This is a genomic window from Thalassotalea sp. PP2-459, from assembly GCF_001913705.1.
Lineage (GTDB): Bacteria > Pseudomonadota > Gammaproteobacteria > Enterobacterales > Alteromonadaceae > Thalassotalea_C > Thalassotalea_C hakodatensis.
In genome coordinates this window covers 31520-50295 of the sequence record NZ_MKQD01000029.1, presented here as the reverse complement: position 1 = coordinate 50295, position 18776 = coordinate 31520, and the positions used below count along the sequence as shown (strand labels likewise).

Here is an 18776-nt window from a genome sequence, read left to right as displayed (position 1 = left end):
TTGATTAACGGGAGTCCAAGCCTTATGTTACGTCATTAACTTTAGCTTCGAGCTCATTTACTTTTTGTTCAAGTATTGCTAATTTCTCTCGCGTTTTGATCAATACTTGAGTTTGTATATCAAACTCTTCCCGAGTCACTACATCAAGTTCTGATAATTTTCGTTGTAGCACCGTTTTGGTTTTATCTTCAAAATCAGTCGCTAAATTTTTCAAGCCAGGCGGAATAGCCTCTGTTACTTGTTTAGCTATATCTTCAATTTTTTTCGCGTTAATCATGGCTAAGCCTCATCACAATATATATTACTATTGTAATCGATTTAGCTATTTTGCCAACGTAAAAAACAAGGTAAAATCACCGCCCTTTATCGTCAATTGCGTTAACTCATGAAACTCAACCCCGGACAACAAGAAGCGGTTAATTATGTCAGCGGACCCTGCCTAGTTTTAGCAGGTGCCGGCAGTGGAAAAACTGGGGTGATCTGTCAAAAAATTGCGTATCTAATTAATAAATGTGATTACAAAGCCCGTAATATTGCTGCGGTAACCTTTACCAATAAAGCGGCACGTGAAATGAAAGAACGTGTGATAAAAATGCTTGGCCGTGATTTAACCCGTGGATTAACGGTTTCAACCTTTCACTCGTTAGGTCTTGATATTGTTAAAAGAGAAATAAAAACCTTAGGTTACAAACCCGGCTTTACCTTATTTGATGATCAAGACACACTCGCTTTACTTAAAGAGTTAACCGATGAACAGTTCGGTGGCGATAAAGACTTACTCAATAAATTACAAAGCATGATTTCTAATTGGAAGAATGATTTACTCCTTCCTGATGCAGCCATTAAGCAATCAAGCGATGCAGATACGTTGCAATATGCAGAGTTTTATCAACAATACCATCAGCATATGAAAGCGTATAATGCGTTAGATTTCGATGATTTAATTTTGATCCCAACGCTACTGCTAAAAAATTATCCTGAAGTGAGAGAACGATGGCGCAATAAAATTCGCTATATGCTGGTCGATGAATATCAAGATACCAATACCAGCCAATACGAACTGGTAAAATTAATTACTGGAGAACGCGGCCGTTTAACAGTGGTAGGCGACGATGACCAATCTATTTATTCTTGGCGAGGTGCTAAACCACAGAACTTAGTATTACTAGGGCAAGATTATCCTACGTTAAAATTGATTAAACTCGAACAAAATTACCGCTCAAGTGGTCGTATTTTAAAGTGCGCGAATATTCTTATTGCTAATAACCCGCATGTTTACGATAAATCATTATTTAGTGAACTTGATTACGGTGTCGAGTTGCGGGTATTGCAGACAAAGAATGAAGAACATGAGATTGAACGGGTGGTGGGTGATTTGATCGGTCATCGCTTTTTAAATCGTAGTCATTATAAAGACTACGCCATCCTTTATCGTGGCAATCATCAGTCACGATTGTTAGAAAAAGCATTAATGACTAACCGTATTCCATACAAGATTAGTGGAGGAACCTCTTTTTTCTCACGCGCTGAAATAAAAGACGTCATGGCATACCTACGTGTATTAGTAAATCCTGATGATGATAATGCCTTTTTGCGGATAGTGAATGTACCAAAACGAGAACTCGGCCCAGCAACACTAGAAAAATTAGGCAGTTACGCAAATAAGCGCCAAATTAGTATGTTCGCTGCCAGTTTTGAATTTGGCTTAGAACAGCATTTAACGGGTCGAGGCTTAGCTAAAATGCAAGCTTTTACACGTTGGCTGGTTGAAACTGCCGATAATGCAGAAAGAGGCGATACCGCTGCGGTGCTGAGAAGCATGATCCGCGAAATTAACTATGAAGATTGGTTATACGATACTTCCCCTAGCGCAAAAGCAGCAGAAATGCGCATGAAAAACATAACTGAATTATTCAGTTGGGTTACGCAAATGCTTGAAGGAACAGACGATGAAGAGCCAATGACTTTGCCTCAAATTGTCACACGTTTAACACTTCGCGACATGATGGAACGTAACGAAGAAGAAGAGTTTGCCGATCAAGTACAATTAATGACCTTACACGCCTCGAAAGGTCTAGAATTTCCATATGTCTACCTAATCGGTATGGAAGAAGGGCTTTTGCCGCATCAAACTAGTATTGATGAAGGGAATGTCGAAGAAGAAAGACGCTTAGCTTACGTAGGCGTTACCCGCGCTCAACGAGAGCTCACTTTTACTTATGCCAGAGAACGTAGACAGTTTGGCGAGGTTTCACGCACAGAATCTAGCCGGTTTTTACATGAATTGCCACAAGACGATCTTAACTGGGAATTAAAAAAGGCAACAAAAACGCAAGAACAAAAGCAACATACTGCTAAAGCGGGTGTAGCAAATTTACGCGAGTTATTAAAAAACAAAGGCCAATCAAAGTAAGTAACCTGAGGTTAAGTAGCATCAAGCAATTTATTCAAAAGGGTTTATTACTCTTCGCTTTCAGGGTTTTCTAAATAATAAAAAATTGCTTCGGTAAATGTGATTAATGCAGCAATATTATTTTCTGACCATGCCCTATTAATATGGGGTTTCATTGCCCCAATTTGGCCTGTGAATCTACGGTAACTGTCTTTTTGATAGCTTTCGAAACATTTTTTCGTAATTTTATGTAATTTTCCTTTTTCACGCAGGGCTTCAGTATAAATTACTGCATAATTGTTGATAAAGGGATGTAATAAATCAAGAAATTCTGCATCAATTTGTGTATCTTTTTCTTGTAATTGCCGAGCTCGATTTTTCACTACCTCTTCATTTTTACGTGCGATAACCGCTATAGACTCAAATAACACTTTGGCTTCTTTCTTAGCGTTATTCCTCTCCCGTTTTGCAGCAATCAACTGCTGTTGAAGACCTTCAGCTTTAAAATAAAAATACACACTTACCGCTATAAATATGGCTAAGACAGCCAATAAAAACATCATCATAAAACCTACACATTAAAACGACTATCAGGAACAGTTGCATCACTTATTCGCGATAAAAAGATATATGGGTCGATATCTTGCACACTGGGAGACTGGCAATCGTACCGAACTTTTAATGAAAACTCACCTAGGTTTGCAAAGAATTGTAGTTTAACTGCTTGGGCAAGCTTTTCTAAATTTTGCTGTAACTCTTCTGGCCGTTGATGTGGTGCCAAAAATAAATACTCGCCATCGTTTATCACCCCTACTTGAACAAACTCTTCCTTAGCGTTGTAAATTAATTCAAATAACGCCAATGTGACTTCTGCGACGGTTTTTTTATTAAACTGAAACGTCAGTTCATTCCAATTTTCAATCGTGAAGTAACCTATAGTTAACGGGTACTCGAATTTTCGCGCCATTTTATAATGATATTGGTACAGTTTTTTACTGTAGCTAGGTCCAGCGATATAGTCGATAGGCTTTTCCGCTTCTTCATACACGTATTTTAATTTAAGTGCTCTTAGCTTTACTCCTAACCAAAGACAAAAAACAAACAAAATAATAACAAAAAATATCAATAAACTAATCAGTTTTTGTTGTTGTTGATATTTGAATTGATATTCTTGCGTTAAGGTTGATTGGTTGGCAAATTGTAATGAAAAATTTCGACTTTTTTGGCTTGTAGCGTGATTTTTTTCCTCTTGAAGTACATTTTTTTCGCCGTAATGTTTAAACACTTTTTCCTGCTCAGTATATTGAAAATAAGCAGCTAAGGCTTTATCGAATTGACCAAGATCACGGTACATTTTTGCCGCCATTAAATGTAACACAATTTGCTTTTCCGTCAGTTCAGTTGAAGCAGAAATACGTTGAGCTTTCGTTAAATACCTATAACTTTCTGACTTGTTATTTAATGTTTCATGCACTCTTGCTAAATCTAATAAAACCGTTAAATACGGTTGCGTTAAATTGTAACCACGAAAACCCAATTCAGCTTTATTAAATAAGTTTAACGCTTGTTGATAATCTGTTTGTAAAAAATGTACTTTCCCTAAGCCCGACTGAGCATAAGCAATACGAATAGGGGCTTGTTTCTTTTGGGCGTAGGTTAAGGCTTCCCAAAAGGCATTGTAAGCATCGTCTAACATGCCCAATGATAAATAAGAACGCGCTAAGTGATAATAGGTTTGATCAATGTTAGCCACTTTATTCAACTCAAACCTAAGTTTTAACACCTTATTATATAAAGAAATAGCGGTATTATCGTCTCCCAAATAATAATGCGCGTTAGCCAATAAATTAATTAAAGAAATACGATCTGACAACCTAGGTTGCTCAGCAAGTAACAGCTCAATGCGTTCAATATCAGTTAATGCATTATCATGTTCAGCTAATAACGCGTTGGCCATCGCCCGATAACTTAACGCATTGATTAATAACTCAACATGGTTAAGTGCTTGTGCCTGTGACACCGCTCGTTCAGCAACTTCTTTGGCGCTATTAAACTGACCTTTGTAGTAATATCCTGCTGCAACTTTTAGTAAAAGCCTTAAATTTATTTGTTGGTCAACGCCCAATAACGTGACCCCATCTTGAGCAAATTGTAATGACTTTGCGAGATCGCCAGTATTTGTCGCTGCATCTGCAAGTAAAGTAAACACTTTTGCTAGCGTGTTATTATGATACAAATGGCGTTGCTTAATCACACGTTGAGAAAGTGTTAATACACGTTGATAAGGCATTGACTCTCTATCGCCCTCGTAGAAACGATCAACGTCAGCAATATTCTGTAATATATCTGTACTGGCTGTATCTTCCGCCAGAAGAGACGCGCTAAAAACATACAAAAATACACTGTAGAAAAACAATTTATAAATCATCGGATGAGTTTTCAATTCCCTTTATTTCAAGGGTTTAATTTAAAAAACAAATAAAGATTACCATATAAACAATATTTATGGTTTACAAGAAAAAATCTATGAATATAATGTCTCTTGAGCTACTAAAGCTCGATAAGGGCAAATCTAGCGAAAGCTAGAGACGCAAAGTTACCGGTCTACGGGGAAACCTATGGCAGCGGAACTACCGAATTTAGACATAGTGGGGGCTTGTCTATTGAGGCTTTTCCTATGTTATATCTTTCTTTTTAGCACTAGCTTTGCGTGCTCCCTTGTCCCCTTAAACCTACTACACCGTTTACGCTTAAATTTTTTATTCACCGAAGTCTCAATGAACAACATTAATACCATTCCGTCTAAGAAAGTGATCGCTTAGCGAGAATTTATACCAATTGAATTTAAGATTTGATCAACTTAGAACTTCATCGGCAACATAAATTTGTTTATTCTACTATCGTCCATGTAGCGCTAAGCAGTCACTCCTTTGGGTGAAAATGGTATTATTTATTTCCATTTATTTGCGATTAACGCTAGCACTTTTTTATAAATTACTAGAGAATGAACTTATAACAATAACAATTTATTTTTCGTATTTACTGAGGGGATGGGTAATTTTGCAATACCATGATTCCATCAAAAAAGCAGAGCAAACATCAACACTGACTATAAAGCAGTTGCAGCAATGGCATCTTCCTGCATCTCCAATAAATTACGCCATCTGTTATGAATATATTATTGGTAAAAACCCAACGTTAAACCAACAAATAAAACAACATTTATCCTTAGGCAAAAAGCTAGACGAATATGTTATTCAAGAGCTATATAAACAATATATTTTAGGCCAAAGTACGTTTAGGGAAGAAATTGTTACAGACATCGATGAATTAGTAGATAGTTTAGCGAATAATAATCAACAGTCGATGAATTGCGCGAATACTCTGTTGAAAAAGCTTGATCACAATATCGTTAATCTGAAATCTAATAATCAAAAAGCCATTACTGGCGCTATTCAACAAATCGAACAAGCGTCAAAAAGTTTTCGTCAGAAGCAACAGCAACTTTCTAACCAACTGATAATATCTAAAAAGCAATCACAGTTATTAAAAGCTGAACTGGCCGAGATAAAAAAAGATATTTACCTCGATCCGTTAACGGGTTTATATAATCGCAAGGCATTAAATAAAAACTTAGAACAATGGACACTTGAAGACCCTAACAAGCAAGTGGCGGCTATTGTTGTTAATGTTGATAAGCTATCTTTAGTAAGCGAAAAGTTTGGCGGTTTAATAAGCGATGTATTATTGTCAAAAATAGCCAACAAAATTGGAAGTTATGTAGGTGATAGCGGTTTGCCTGTACGTTCCGGTCATGATGAGTTTTTAATTTTATTACCCGAAGTAGAACGTAATATTGCCAGTGAAATTGCCGAAAAAATACGCCAAGGTGTTGAAAAGCTTCGCTTCGTAAGTAGCAAATCTGGTGTCAGGTTGCCCCATATGACGATCTCAATGGGAGTAAATGATTTTACCTTATCGCAGAATATCGATACGGTACTTAATTATACACGTACTTTAGTAGTCGATATGCAGCGCCATAGCAGTAACAAAATTACTGTTGCTAGCTAAACTTTTTTTCATTATGTGTTAGCTTTTCAGCTAATAATAACACCGTATTTTCACTATAAACTTCAATGTCATGTTGTCGTAGTAGCTCGGTCGTTAAACCCACCCCTGATATTTTGCTACCAGTAAACCGCCCGTCATAAATGGTATTGCTTCCGCAAGAAGGGCTAGAATCTTTTAATAAGGCGTATTTAATCTGTTGCTCAAGACAAATCGACAGCGCGATATTTGCCCCTCGGGTAAAAGCGTGAGTCACATCTTTTCCTGATACATCTATTACTAAATTGTCCTTTAACACTCTTTCAGCCGGCGCTCTAGGTGTTGATAACCCGCCCACCACTTCAGGGCACACCTTCACTAGCCTACCTTCATGCTGCCATTGTTCGAACGTTTTATTGACTAACTGCTGATGTCCACCATCGTATCTAACCAGATCTCCCATTAAACATGCACTGACAAGAATTTTTTCCATTATGCATTACCTGTTAAATAATCATATAAGGGGTTAATATTTTTCATCGCTGTTGAATCAAGTGCCTCGAACCAAATAGATTGACTGTAACATTCAAAATGCAACCAATACACCGAATCAAACCAACAGACTTCATAACTAACACGATCAGCGCCTAAGTGTGTACTTTTAAGGGATAATTGTTCATTGCAGCTCGATATTTCTGAAAATATTTCGGGAATGTCTTCTTGTTCCCAAGTAAAAGGTGATAACGACTCAACTTTTTCAGTATCAATGCTTATAACATCATTTTGTTGCTGCCACTTTATTTTATTAAAAAACCAAGACAATTGATTTACCTCTAGGAAATATTGATCTATTGCATATAATACAAAAAAAATCTGAGACAGCTATGCTGTTTTTTCATATAATCTGGCTAGGCAATTAAATTTTCTAATCAAAGATAGAGAGATATAGGCATGAAAATATTTACGTTAGCAATTGCTGCTACTGTGATGATGGCATCTCCGGTTTTCGCAGGCGATATCGCCAAAGGTAAAGAAAAAGCAGCAACCTGTGGCGTTTGCCATGGTGCAACGGGCATATCTACAACGCCAATGTACCCTAATTTAGCAGGGCAACAAGAACAGTACCTTTATAAGCAATTAAAAGACTTTAAATCAGGTGCCCGTAAAGATCCGATGATGACAGGTATGGCAATGCCTTTAACTGATGAAGATATGAAAAACTTAGCGGCTTATTACGCGAGTTTAAAATAATTTCTCTTTAAAAGCGCTCCATGAGCGCTTTTTCTTACCTTACTTATCGATTACTTCATTTATTACACTTAAAAACGGCGCACCATAACGTGCTAACTTTGTTTGACCTATCCCTGAGATATTGAGCATTTCTGTCGGTGTTTTCGGTTTAAAGCGCGCTAATTCCGACAACGTCGCATCATTAAACACAATATAAGGCGGTATGTCTTCGCTGTCTGCCAAGGTTTTTCGCAACTCTCGCAGCTTGGCAAATAATACACGGTCATATTGCCCAGATTGTTTATCCTGCCGCCAATAACTGGCTTTTTGTAATCTAGGCGTTGCTAAACTCAAGGCTTGCTCACCGGTTAAAATCGAACGAGAGGCTTGCGTTAACATCAGCGCTGAATGGTTCGCTATATCTTGTTGTAAGTAGCCTAAATGTATCAATTGACGAATAATCGCGTACCAATACCCTGGTGTTTTATCTCGACCAATACCAAACGTTGATAATTGTTGATGCTGTGCCTGAGCAATGACTTCTGTTAACTGGCCACGTAATACATCAATAACATAATTTGCATTATGTTGTTGATTACTACGATATACGCACGATAACACCATTTGAGCAACCTTCAAGCCATCAAATTGACTTGGTGGGTCTAAGCAAATGTCACAATTGCCACAACCTGATGTGGTAAATTCCGCAAAATAATTCAGTACTAACTGCCGACGACACGTTTGAGATTCAACAAAATCATTTACCGAGGCAAATCTTAATAACTCTACGTTACGCTTATGTTCGTTTTCCGTTTCTTGTATGCGCTTTTGGATACGCGAAACATCTTTTTCATCGTGTAAATATAGCGCCTCTGCATTAAGGCCGTCTCGTCCTGCCCGACCAATTTCTTGATAGTAGGCTTCTAGGGTTCTTGGTGGTTCAAAATGAATAACAAAGCGGATATTCGGCTTGTTAATACCTAAACCAAAAGCAACGGTTGCCACCACCACTTGAATATTATCTTTAGCGAAACCATCTTGTACTACTGCACGAATACTATGCTCCATTCCTGCATGATAAGCGGCACAATTTATACCTGCTTTTGCCAAGGTTTCGCTTAATTTTTCTACTTGCCAACGACTGCTACAATAAATAATGCCCGCATCTTGTCCACGCTTTTTGATGTAACTTATCACTTGCGTGGCGCCTCGATATTTCTCTGCCATGGTTAGTCGTATATTCGGCCGATCAAAGCTGTCTAATTGAATATAAGGATCATGCAAATTTAGCTGTTGTAAAATATCTTTCCTAGTTGTCACGTCAGCGGTTGCGGTTAATGCCACCACAGGAATCGCAGGAAATTGCGCTTTTAATATCGATAGTCGCGTATATGCAGGTCTAAAGTCATGACCCCATTGTGAAATGCAATGTGCTTCATCAATGGCAAATAAACGAATCGGTAAGTTATGCAATCCTTGTAAAAAATAATGCTGTGTTAATCGCTCTGGCGCAACATATAGCAGGGTTAATTTCCCACTCGCGAGCCGACTAAAAGTGTCTTGTATTTGTTCATTCGACAATGACGAATTAACATAGGCAGCAGGAATACCTTGCCTATTCAAGCTATCAACCTGATCTTTCATCAAGGCAATCAGCGGAGAAACAACAATCGTTATACCCTTTAGCAAGGTTGCGGGTAATTGATAACACAAAGACTTACCACCACCAGTAGGCATTAACACCAAACAATCTCTGCCTGAAATAATTTGCTCTATAACGTGCTGCTGACCTGCTCTAAATTCAGAATAACCAAAAATTTCTTGCAAATTTTGTTGCAAAGTATTTAACGGTTCAGCTACTGATAGATCACTCAATGGAAAATCTTCTGAAATAAATGAAAGGCATATTTTACCCGATTATCACCTCAAGAAGAAAACTTTCTTTTTCACTAAAAACGGTGCACACTTTACCTTATCACTCTCATCCGACCAGACATTATGAATCAAGCCGACGTTTTTAAACAAATTGCCCACTTTTGGAACAGTGGCATGCCTTTTAATCAATTGCTAGGGTTAGAGATCATAACTTTCGATACTCAAACCTCAGAAATACGCTTTCAATGGCAAGATAAACTTATTGGTAATCCAATGCAGAAAATATTACACGGCGGCGTAACAGCTTCTGCCTTAGATCTCGCTGGCGGTATTGTTGCAGCAGCTAACATCATTGAGCATCTTGATGATACGTCGGAAGCCAATATTGCACGAAGTTTATCTAAATTAGGCACTATTGATTTACGCACTGACTTTTTGCGCCCAGGCCGTGGTCAAGCGTTTGTAGCGACCGCTCGTATTATTCGCAGCGGCAGTAAGGTAGCAGTAGCAAGAATGGAGCTACATAACGAAGAGGGAGTGCATATCGCATTCGGCACGGGTACCTATATGGTTGGCTAGGCCGTATTGAACTTTGCTGTACACCTTTTCAACATTATATTTGGTAATTGTACAAAACTACACTTTTTGATGGGATTGTTCCCGATAAATAAGTGAAGCGCCTAATTAAATAATTAATTAACTTAGCATAAGTCATGATAAAATATATATTTAATCAGCGCATATACCATGACTCAGCAAGAACAAAAATTAGGCGTTATTAATGCCGTAGCTGCCTATGTGTTATGGGGTTTAGCCCCTATCTATTTTAAACTCATTGAGCATGTGCCTGCTGATGAAATTATGGTGCATCGTATTCTGTGGTCATGCTTACTTTTACTAAGCTTTGTACTGCTCACTCCAAAACGACGTATAGCTTCTACTTTATTTAAATCACCAAGCACTATAGGGAAACTTGCACTAAGCGCATGCTTTTTAGCCTTCAATTGGTTTGTGTTCATTTGGGCCATAAACAACAATCACATTCTTGATGCAAGCCTAGGTTACTATATCAACCCACTAATTAATGTTGCTTTTGGCATGCTATTTTTAGGTGAAAGGTTACGAAAATGGCAAATATTTGCTGTTGCTTTAGCTATTTTAGGCGTGTTAATTCAATTGTTTACGCTAGGCACGTTACCGATTATTTCACTCACTTTAGCAATTTCATTCGCCATTTATGGTTTATTACGAAAAAAGATACACGTTGACTCTATTGTCGGTCTGCTTATCGAATCATTCATCATGATGCCTATAGCTATTTGTTATTGGTTATTTTTTGTTGAAACCAGCACCAGCAACATGATTAACAACACCATAACACTAAACACTTTTCTGATCGTAACAGGCATTGTAACTACCGCGCCACTGCTATGCTTCACCGCGGCGGCAAAACGGCTAACGCTATCTACTATTGGCTTTTTCCAATATATTGGGCCAAGTATCATGTTTTTATTAGCGGTCTTTTTCTATCAAGAACAAGTGAGCCATGAGAAATTACTCACGTTTGGTTTTATTTGGTTAGCACTGATTATTTATTGCATCGACACATACAAATATCGACATAACGTTTGCTAACGGTCAATTGATGTTGGTATGGTTATATTGAACAGTGCACCTTCACTTGGGGTGCTTTCAATCGTAATATCACCGTGTAATTGCTGTTTAATGATATTATAAACAATATTCATACCTAGACCGGTGCCGCCACTATTTCTTTTTGTGGTATAAAATGGTTCAAAAATATTAAGTAACACCTCGGGTTCCATACCCTCGCCATTATCTTTATATACTATCGTAACCCAACTTCCTTGCACGCTTAGGTTTAAGGTTATTTTCCCTGAGGCTCTATTTTCAAACCCATGCTTAATTGAATTGGTGACTAAATTAGTGAACACTTGAGCTAGGGCTCCAGGGATTGTTTTTATATCAATGTTTTCAGGGCCATTGATTTCATAGGTGACATGATTTCGCTTCATTTCTGCTGATAGCGTTTGCATTATTTCATGGCTATAGTCGACCAAATTAATTTCTCTCGCTTCGCCAACTACCTGATCTGCTGCTACTTGCTTAAAGTTATTTAATAATTCAATGACTCTGTTAAGTGACGACATATTAAGTCTTGAGGCCTGATCAATCGAATCAAAATATTTGCGCATCTGCGACTTTGTTAAATTGTTTAATTCAAAATATTGTTGAATTTCATGCGTGTTTTCTAATGCAGAACTGGTTGAGGTTAACGCAATACCTAGTGGTGTATTGATTTCGTGAGCAACACCTGCAGTGAGCTTGCCTAAAGATGCAAGCTTTTCTGATTGCACTAACTGGTTTTGCATTTCTTTTAAATTATTTAATGTTAAGCTCAATTTCCGCGTAGTGCGCATATTTTTGACGATAAACCACACCAATAAAATACTAACAAAAACGGCAATACAAATAACAACAGCAAGTACCATAAGGTAAAACTGCTGCTGCTCAATCATTTCTGTACGCGCGGCTAGTTCAACATTCTTTTGATTTAGTTGCTGACCTTGTTGGTCAATTTGTGATTTTTGTTTGGCGATCACTTCGCGATTAAACGCAATACGACTCTCCATATCGCTGCTTTCTTGCTCTTTTTCAATAACAGACTTCTGCTGAGTTTTTAATTTTTTTCTAATTGTCGTTAACTGGCCGACCATATCACTTAATTGCTTTTCTTTTATCGCTACCGCTTGTTTTTGTCGTTCAATGTCTTTTTTTAACGCGATTAATTGTATTTGCCGCTGCTCTGCTATTTGTTGTCGTTCATTCAGTTGTTGATCTAATACATGCAACCTTTTTGCCGTTACCGCTAGCGCTTCACTTTGGTGTTGTAAATCGTTATGTAATTGCGTTTCTCTTTTACGCATTTCTTGCATCGCCAGTTCCGTTTCTCGATACAGCTCAGCAATATCAATTTCAGTACCACCAAGCAATAACAATTCTTTGGAGATAGTTAACCCTTCATAGACAATATTGGACTTATTGACCTCAAATTCGATCGCAGAAGTCCTAGAGTTAAAAAATAAATTTAACATCACATGATGCTTATCCAAGCTATTGAAGGTAACAAGCAAAGTATCGGTTTTTCTGAGATCTGACGCAACAACACTCAAATCAAACTTATCGATGACATTAACAAATACGAGATCTGCCTTTGCCGCTTGTTGTGTTGAATTCGCTAACGTTACCACGATTGGCTTTTTCTTAACCTGTTTTCTCGCTAACTCTTTTTGTACTTTATGATAAAAATCTGTGTCTTGATATACGGCAATAGTAAAAGCGTTTTTTTTATCTTCCGATGGCCAAGCTACATGCTTAATAAAATTATAAAGATAAGCTGTTTTGATTTTATCACTGCTGAGTTGCTGAGCATGAAGTGTACACACAATCAGCAATTGGCAAGATAGAATCATTGCCACTATACCCCGTTTTTTACGCCACCAGCTGGACATAAATACCATACCTTTTATTATTATTATGAATACTGTACTGACTTTTTCATCATAAATCACCTGCTAAATTTGACCGCTAAGTTCTTCGTAGGTTAATCTAACAATATAAAAAATAACAATAAGAATTAAATGCTTAGCAAGTCTATTATCCATATTGCGTTATTGTTGTTAGTAGGCCTAGCTCATCAGGCTAATGCAAATTACCCTACGGCAGCACAACCTGCTAATCATGATGATTTTCTCCATTTTTCCCTTCAACAATTAATTGACACTAAAGTTACCGTTGCCTCACTATCTGAAGAAACTGTTGCCCAAGCTCCTGTACCAGTAAGCTTAATTACTGATTCAATGATTAAACAAAGTGGCGCACAAACGTTAAAAGAATTGTTACTCACATATGTGCCTGGATTTACCCACGTAGAAGATCAAAATGAAATCAATATTTCAGCTCGCGGTATTTTTACCTCAGCCCAACAAAAGATACTCATTATGGTTAATGGTCATCGCTTCAACAGTAGAAGTTATTCTATGGCAACGCCAGATCACAGTATTTCGTTAAATAAAATTAAACAGATCGAAGTGCTAAGAGGACCAGCCTCTTCGCTATACGGCAATGTTTCTTTGACGGCAACCATTAATATCATCCTCAAAACCGCTGCTGATATTGAACAACAGCAAGCAAATCTATCTGTAGGTAATCACGGTCAAAAATCTGCTAACATTCTTTTAGCAAAAACTTTTTCACATGCCGATATTGTGATGTGGGCAGATATGTATCAAGCAGATGGCGAAGTAATCCCGCTTGCGCCTGAAAATATTTACAGTGAAAAACCTCAACCCAATAGCGAAGCGATAATTTATGGCATTAAAGATAAGCATCCTTATGATATTGGCATTTCTATCACTACGCCAACAGGTGAATGGTTGCTCAACCGTCGACGTAGCCACTATATTGAACCCTTTACTGCTGGTGGCTTAAGTGGTGAACCATATCAATACGACAGTTTTGAAAAAGTAAACGGAACGGGACCAGGGTTTGGTTATTTAACAACGCATTTCGGTTTTACAAATACCGTAACTGGTGATGCTTGGGTAAATAAAAATCGTCTATACTTTGATCAACATATTGCAGAAACCGCAGTCGTTGTTGATCCTATAACACCTGTTTATTTAGCACCCACATGGAAAGAGTTATCCGGTGGTGTGTCGAGCACCGTTGAATTTAAAGCCAAAGGCGGCGACTTATTATTAGGCATACAACTTGAAAGCTACAAAGTTTACGCCGGTACCGTACTTTCTGCCACAAATAGCTTCACAATTAACTCGAATAGCGAACCATTACTACCCGATGGTTCAGAAAGTAACTATTCAGGATTTTTACAGTATAAATATCCGATCACTGATAAATGGCAAAGTAACATCGGTTTACGTTACGACTACAAGAACCGTAAGATGACCAATAACATCGATCAACTAAGCCCGAGACTTGGCTTATTATATCAACATAAAGACATCAGCTTTAAATTGAGTTATTCAGAGGCCTTTGTAGACGCCACTTATTGGAATCGATTTTCCAACCTTTCATCCTTTATCGGTGCTACGCAATTAAAGCCTGAAATACTACGCTCTTTGCAAATGTCGCCAACGATAAATATCCCTCAATATCACTTGCAGCTTACGAGTAACTTTTTTTACGATCAGTCAAAAGATGTGATCTTTCGCGATAATAGTACCGAAAACGTCAATTACAGTAATGCAGGTGAGTTATCTTCTTGGGGGGTCGAGCAAGAAGTTCAATACTTAACACCAGCCCTCAATATTCGGGCAAATGCAACGTACCGGGCGGTAAGTAATAGCGAAAAAATACCCGTTACTGGCAGTTACATTAATAACATTCCCAAGCTCACGGCTAATATCACCTTTGATTTTCCCGTTAATAATAAACTTAGCCTACACCTTGGCTTACGCTATATTGGCAAACAGTTTTCTCCTATCAACCTTCAACAGGAAGGCATGTCATTAACGGATCATTATCCAGAGCGTGGGGTAAACTTTTATCAACCAGAAAAGAAAATTAATGCGAGTTTATTAGTAAACTCCAACTTACGTTACCAAATCAGTAAGCACATTTCATTAGCATTGCGTGTTGATAACCTGTTGAATAAACAGTATCAACAAGGGGGAACAACAGTACATCCATATCCGCAAAAAGGCCGATGGTTTAACGCGCAGTTATCAGTGAGCTTTTAACACCTCGATGTTGTATTCACTCCATGATGGTGATCTGATTACGACCATTTTCTTTTGATTGATATAGTCCTTGATCAGCAATATTCATTTGTTCAGCAAGCGATAAATGACTATTAAACACTACGCCCATACTGACTGAAAAATGAATATCTTGCTGGGCGTATTTTACCGTCGAAGTAGACAACTTTTGTCGGAAATTATCAAGCACTTGATATAAACCTTCTTGGTTTTCTCCTGAAATTAACACAGCAAACTCTTCACCACCTAACCTTGCTAATAAACTATTTGGTATATGTTTTCTCATATAAAGCGCTAAATACTTTAAAATATGATCGCCGGCATCATGGCCATATTGATCATTAATACGTTTAAAGTAATCAATGTCAATCATCACTAAACCAAAGCAATTACCTGCAGCAATGTATTCTTTTAAATATTTTTCAGCATCACTAAAAAAAGCGCGGCGATTAGGTAATTCAGTTAAGTAATCGGTGTTTGCCGCTTTTTGAATCATCTCAATATTATGCAAATTTTCAATATTCTGCATCATTCGGCAATAAAATTCTTCAGTACAAAACGGCTTACGTAGAAAATCATCAGCACCATTTTTGATAAATCGCGCAGACAACATGGGATTAGCAGCTCCAGATATACCAACAATAGCAAGTTGTTCTTTATTGTAATGCTTGCGAAGCTCATTGGTTAATTCAATGCCATCCATAATCGGCATTTCTAAATCGGTGAACCAGCTTTATATGGGGTTGTTCTTTCATTGTTTTTAAGGCAGAAGGGCCTGTATCGGCAACAAACACTTCAAAATTTCGTCGCTTTAATAATTGAACTATGTAATTACGCGCAGAACGCGAATCATCGACAACTAACACCCCTGTTCCTCTATTAGCTTTTTGCCAATATAGTATCCGCTTTAGGTACATATAAGCTTGACTGTTTTCTTTCGGAATATAATCAATCACCGGTTGTGCTAGAATTTTTGCCCGGGTTTCTTCATCCATTTTACCAGTGATCACCACACTTGGAATATCATGTGACAACACGGTATTAATCACTTCGCCTTGCTGAGCATCAGGTAAGTTATAATCTAATGTAGCCGCAAAAAAAGAAGCATCTTCTTTTAAAATAGCAACTACATCTTCGTGACTCTTAGCCACAGTGACTTGATAGCCTAAAGTTTGACCAATTTTTTTGATCACAGCTGCTATCGAATTACTGTCTTCTACTACTAACAACTTATCTGACATCAACTTACCTAAATTTATAATGCTTTTAAATTAGCATAGGCAATTACCAGCCATTTGCTACCGACTTCTGCAAAATTTACCTGAACACGACTTTGAGCGCCATTACCTTCATAATTTAACACAACACCTTCACCAAATTTTTGATGGACAACAGATTGTCCTAACTTAAAGCCAGTTCCCTCGAATGTTTCTAACGAAATGGTATTAGCAAACCGGCCAGAAGATTTAGGGCGAGTAACTTGGTTTTGCATTCGTATTTCTTCTACACAATCACTTGGCAATTCACGTAAAAACCGACTTGCCGGATGAATTTTTTCTTGTCCGTATAAGCGACGGCTTTCTGCATGACATAAATATAACTTTTCCATTGCCCGTGTCATACCAACATAACATAAACGTCGCTCTTCTTCTAAACGACCAATTTCTTCTAATGACTGTTGCGAAGGAAACATGCCTTCTTCCAAGCCAGCAATAAACACTAAAGGAAACTCTAACCCTTTAGCAGAATGCATTGTCATTAGCTGTACTGCATGTTCAAATTCATCGGCTTGTCCTTCACCAGATTCTAGCGCGGCATGGGTTAAAAAACTCGTCAGTTCACTTTGCTCTTGTTCAAGTTCAGGATCTACTTCAAAGGTTTGGCAAGCAGTAACTAATTCATTTAAGTTTTCAATACGCGCTTCTGCTCGTTCGCCTTTTTCAGCTTGATACATCGCTTTTAAGCCACTGTGTTGAATAACAAAGTTTGCTTGTTGATCTAAATCTAAATGTTGTGATTCATCTTCAAGTTGATCGATCAGTTCGACAAACACGTTAATGACCTTTGCACTACGGCCTTTTAACTGATCGCTTGCCAACATAGTTTGACATGCTTGCCACATGGTCATTTGCAAACTACGTGCAGCATCGCGTACTAACGATAACGTTTGATTACCAATACCTCGTGTTGGGGTATTGATAATACGCTCAAACGCTGCATCATCATCTCGATTATTAATTATCCGTAAATAAGCTAATGCATCCTTAATTTCTTGGCGTTCAAAAAAGCGTAAACCACCATAAATACGGTAGGGTAAATTCGCTTGAAGTAATGCTTCTTCCAAAATACGCGACTGCGCATTACTACGATATAAGATAGCTACATTGTTTAAATCACCGTTATCACTTCGCCATTGCTCTATTCTGCCAGCAATGAAACGTGCTTCATCTATTTCATTAAAGGCAGTATAAATAGCAATTTTTTCCCCTTGTTCACCTTGTGTCCAAAGGTCTTTCCCCAAGCGATTGTTATTGTTATCAATTAACTTATTTGCAGCCGTTAAAATATTGGCAGTTGAGCGATAGTTTTGCTCTAAACGTATGGTTTCAGCGCCGGTAAAATCATCTAAAAATCGTTGTATATTCTCTATTTTCGCACCACGCCAACCGTAGATTGATTGGTCGTCGTCCCCCACGATCATCACATTGCTTTGCTCTCGGCCAAGCAAGTTTAACCAGGCGTATTGAATCGCATTGGTATCTTGAAATTCATCCACTAAAATTTGAGAAAATCGCTGTTGATAGTGCCGTAACAGAATCGGATGGTGCAACCAAAGTTCATGTGCACGTAGTAATAATTCAGCAAAATCTACCAACCCAGCACGATCACAGGCGTCTTGATACGCTTGGTAAACTTTAACAAAGGTTTCTTCTGTTTGATCGTAATGGGTTTCAATATGTTTAGCACGTAGCCCTTCATCTTTTTTGCCGTTGATATACCATTGCATTTGTTTTGCTGGCCAACGTTTTTCGTCAAGATTTAACGCGCGTAAAATACGTTTTATTAAGCGCAGCTGATCGTCAGAGTCCAACACTTGAAAGCTTTGCGGTAAGTTAGCCTCTTGAAAGTGCATACGCAATAATCGATGTGCTAGCCCATGAAAGGTACCGATCCACATACCATGGATATTGCCACCTACCATTTGTTCAACTCGTGCTCGCATTTCAGCCGCCGCTTTATTGGTAAATGTAACAGCAAGAATGCTGTGCGGCGATACTTTCTCAACTTGCATAAGCCATGCAATTCTCTGTACCAATACTCGTGTTTTCCCGCTACCTGCGCCTGCTAACACCAGCATATTTCGTAACGGAGCGCCTACCGCTTCACGTTGTTTATCATTAAGTGAATCTAATAGTTCAGATACATCCATA

The 18776-nt window shown here is 38.0% G+C and carries 16 protein-coding genes and 1 riboswitch; of the genes, 6 read left to right on the top strand and 10 right to left on the bottom strand.

Annotated features, from left to right (window positions below; genetic code table 11):
• Positions 1-22: 22 nt before the first annotated feature.
• Positions 23-277 carry an accessory factor UbiK family protein gene (locus BI291_RS05505; protein WP_074496837.1) on the bottom strand — a complete coding sequence of 85 codons (255 nt, stop codon included), beginning with the start codon at positions 275-277 and terminating at the stop codon, positions 23-25.
• Positions 278-385: 108 nt separating this feature from the next.
• Between BI291_RS05505 and rep the strand changes: the two genes are divergently transcribed.
• Positions 386-2413, top strand: a complete 2028-nt coding sequence (gene rep, locus BI291_RS05500) for a DNA helicase Rep (protein ID WP_074496834.1) — start codon at positions 386-388, stop codon at positions 2411-2413.
• A 47-nt stretch (positions 2414-2460) separates the two neighbouring features.
• Here the strand turns inward: rep and BI291_RS05495 are convergent, their stop codons facing one another.
• Positions 2461-2958, bottom strand: a complete 498-nt coding sequence (locus BI291_RS05495; RefSeq protein WP_139302567.1) for a hypothetical protein — start codon at positions 2956-2958, stop codon at positions 2461-2463.
• A gap of 5 nt (positions 2959-2963) precedes the next feature.
• A complete protein-coding gene (locus BI291_RS05490) occupies positions 2964-4787 on the bottom strand; it encodes a lipopolysaccharide assembly protein LapB (RefSeq protein WP_175573079.1) in 1824 nt (607 codons plus the stop codon).
• A gap of 160 nt (positions 4788-4947) precedes the next feature.
• Positions 4948-5030: riboswitch (cyclic di-GMP riboswitch) on the top strand.
• 422 nt (positions 5031-5452) lie between these two features.
• On the opposite strand from BI291_RS05490, the gene BI291_RS05485 reads away from it, so the two are divergent.
• A complete protein-coding gene (locus tag BI291_RS05485) occupies positions 5453-6463 on the top strand; it encodes a diguanylate cyclase (RefSeq protein ID WP_175573078.1) in 1011 nt (336 codons plus the stop codon).
• On the opposite strand, the gene BI291_RS05480 is transcribed toward BI291_RS05485, so the two are convergent.
• Positions 6456-6932, bottom strand: a complete 477-nt coding sequence (locus tag BI291_RS05480; protein ID WP_074496824.1) for a DUF523 domain-containing protein — start codon at positions 6930-6932, stop codon at positions 6456-6458. The genes BI291_RS05485 and BI291_RS05480 overlap by 8 nt on opposite strands.
• Positions 6932-7261, bottom strand: coding sequence for a DUF3630 family protein (locus BI291_RS05475; protein ID WP_074496822.1), 330 nt, complete (start codon positions 7259-7261; stop codon positions 6932-6934). Before BI291_RS05475 ends, BI291_RS05480 begins: the two co-directional genes overlap by 1 nt.
• A gap of 129 nt (positions 7262-7390) precedes the next feature.
• Here BI291_RS05475 and BI291_RS05470 point away from each other — a divergent pair, with 129 nt between their 5' ends.
• A complete protein-coding gene (locus BI291_RS05470; RefSeq protein ID WP_074496819.1) occupies positions 7391-7690 on the top strand; it encodes a cytochrome c in 300 nt (99 codons plus the stop codon).
• 39 nt (positions 7691-7729) lie between these two features.
• On the opposite strand, the gene recQ is transcribed toward BI291_RS05470, so the two are convergent.
• Positions 7730-9544 carry a DNA helicase RecQ gene (recQ, locus tag BI291_RS05465; protein ID WP_074496817.1) on the bottom strand — a complete coding sequence of 605 codons (1815 nt, stop codon included), beginning with the start codon at positions 9542-9544 and terminating at the stop codon, positions 7730-7732.
• A gap of 123 nt (positions 9545-9667) precedes the next feature.
• Here recQ and BI291_RS05460 point away from each other — a divergent pair, with 123 nt between their 5' ends.
• Both BI291_RS05460 and rarD read left to right on the top strand, forming a co-directional pair.
• Entirely contained in the window at positions 9668-10123 is a 456-nt protein-coding gene (locus BI291_RS05460; protein WP_074496814.1) for a thioesterase family protein, read from the top strand.
• 168 nt (positions 10124-10291) lie between these two features.
• On the top strand, positions 10292-11179 hold the full coding sequence (gene rarD / locus BI291_RS05455) for an EamA family transporter RarD (RefSeq protein WP_074496811.1): 888 nt from the start codon (positions 10292-10294) through the stop codon (positions 11177-11179).
• Here rarD and BI291_RS05450 read toward each other — a convergent pair.
• Positions 11176-13077 carry a YfiR/HmsC family protein gene (locus tag BI291_RS05450; RefSeq protein WP_074496809.1) on the bottom strand — a complete coding sequence of 634 codons (1902 nt, stop codon included), beginning with the start codon at positions 13075-13077 and terminating at the stop codon, positions 11176-11178. The two genes, rarD and BI291_RS05450, sit on opposite strands and share 4 nt — an antisense overlap.
• A gap of 129 nt (positions 13078-13206) precedes the next feature.
• On the opposite strand from BI291_RS05450, the gene BI291_RS05445 reads away from it, so the two are divergent.
• A complete protein-coding gene (locus BI291_RS05445) occupies positions 13207-15327 on the top strand; it encodes a TonB-dependent receptor (protein WP_074496807.1) in 2121 nt (706 codons plus the stop codon).
• 16 nt (positions 15328-15343) lie between these two features.
• Here the strand turns inward: BI291_RS05445 and BI291_RS18545 are convergent, their stop codons facing one another.
• The 3 genes from BI291_RS18545 to uvrD are packed head-to-tail and all read right to left on the bottom strand — an operon-like array spanning position 15344 to position 18775.
• The gene (locus BI291_RS18545) at positions 15344-16048 is read right to left on the bottom strand and encodes a diguanylate cyclase (RefSeq protein ID WP_254849526.1); all 705 of its coding nucleotides are present in this window, start codon (positions 16046-16048) and stop codon (positions 15344-15346) included.
• Positions 16035-16586, bottom strand: coding sequence for a response regulator (locus BI291_RS18540; protein ID WP_254849525.1), 552 nt, complete (start codon positions 16584-16586; stop codon positions 16035-16037). Before BI291_RS18540 ends, BI291_RS18545 begins: the two co-directional genes overlap by 14 nt.
• Before the next feature lie 14 nt (positions 16587-16600).
• Positions 16601-18775, bottom strand: coding sequence for a DNA helicase II (gene uvrD / locus BI291_RS05435; protein WP_074496804.1), 2175 nt, complete (start codon positions 18773-18775; stop codon positions 16601-16603).
• Position 18776 lies beyond the last annotated feature (1 nt).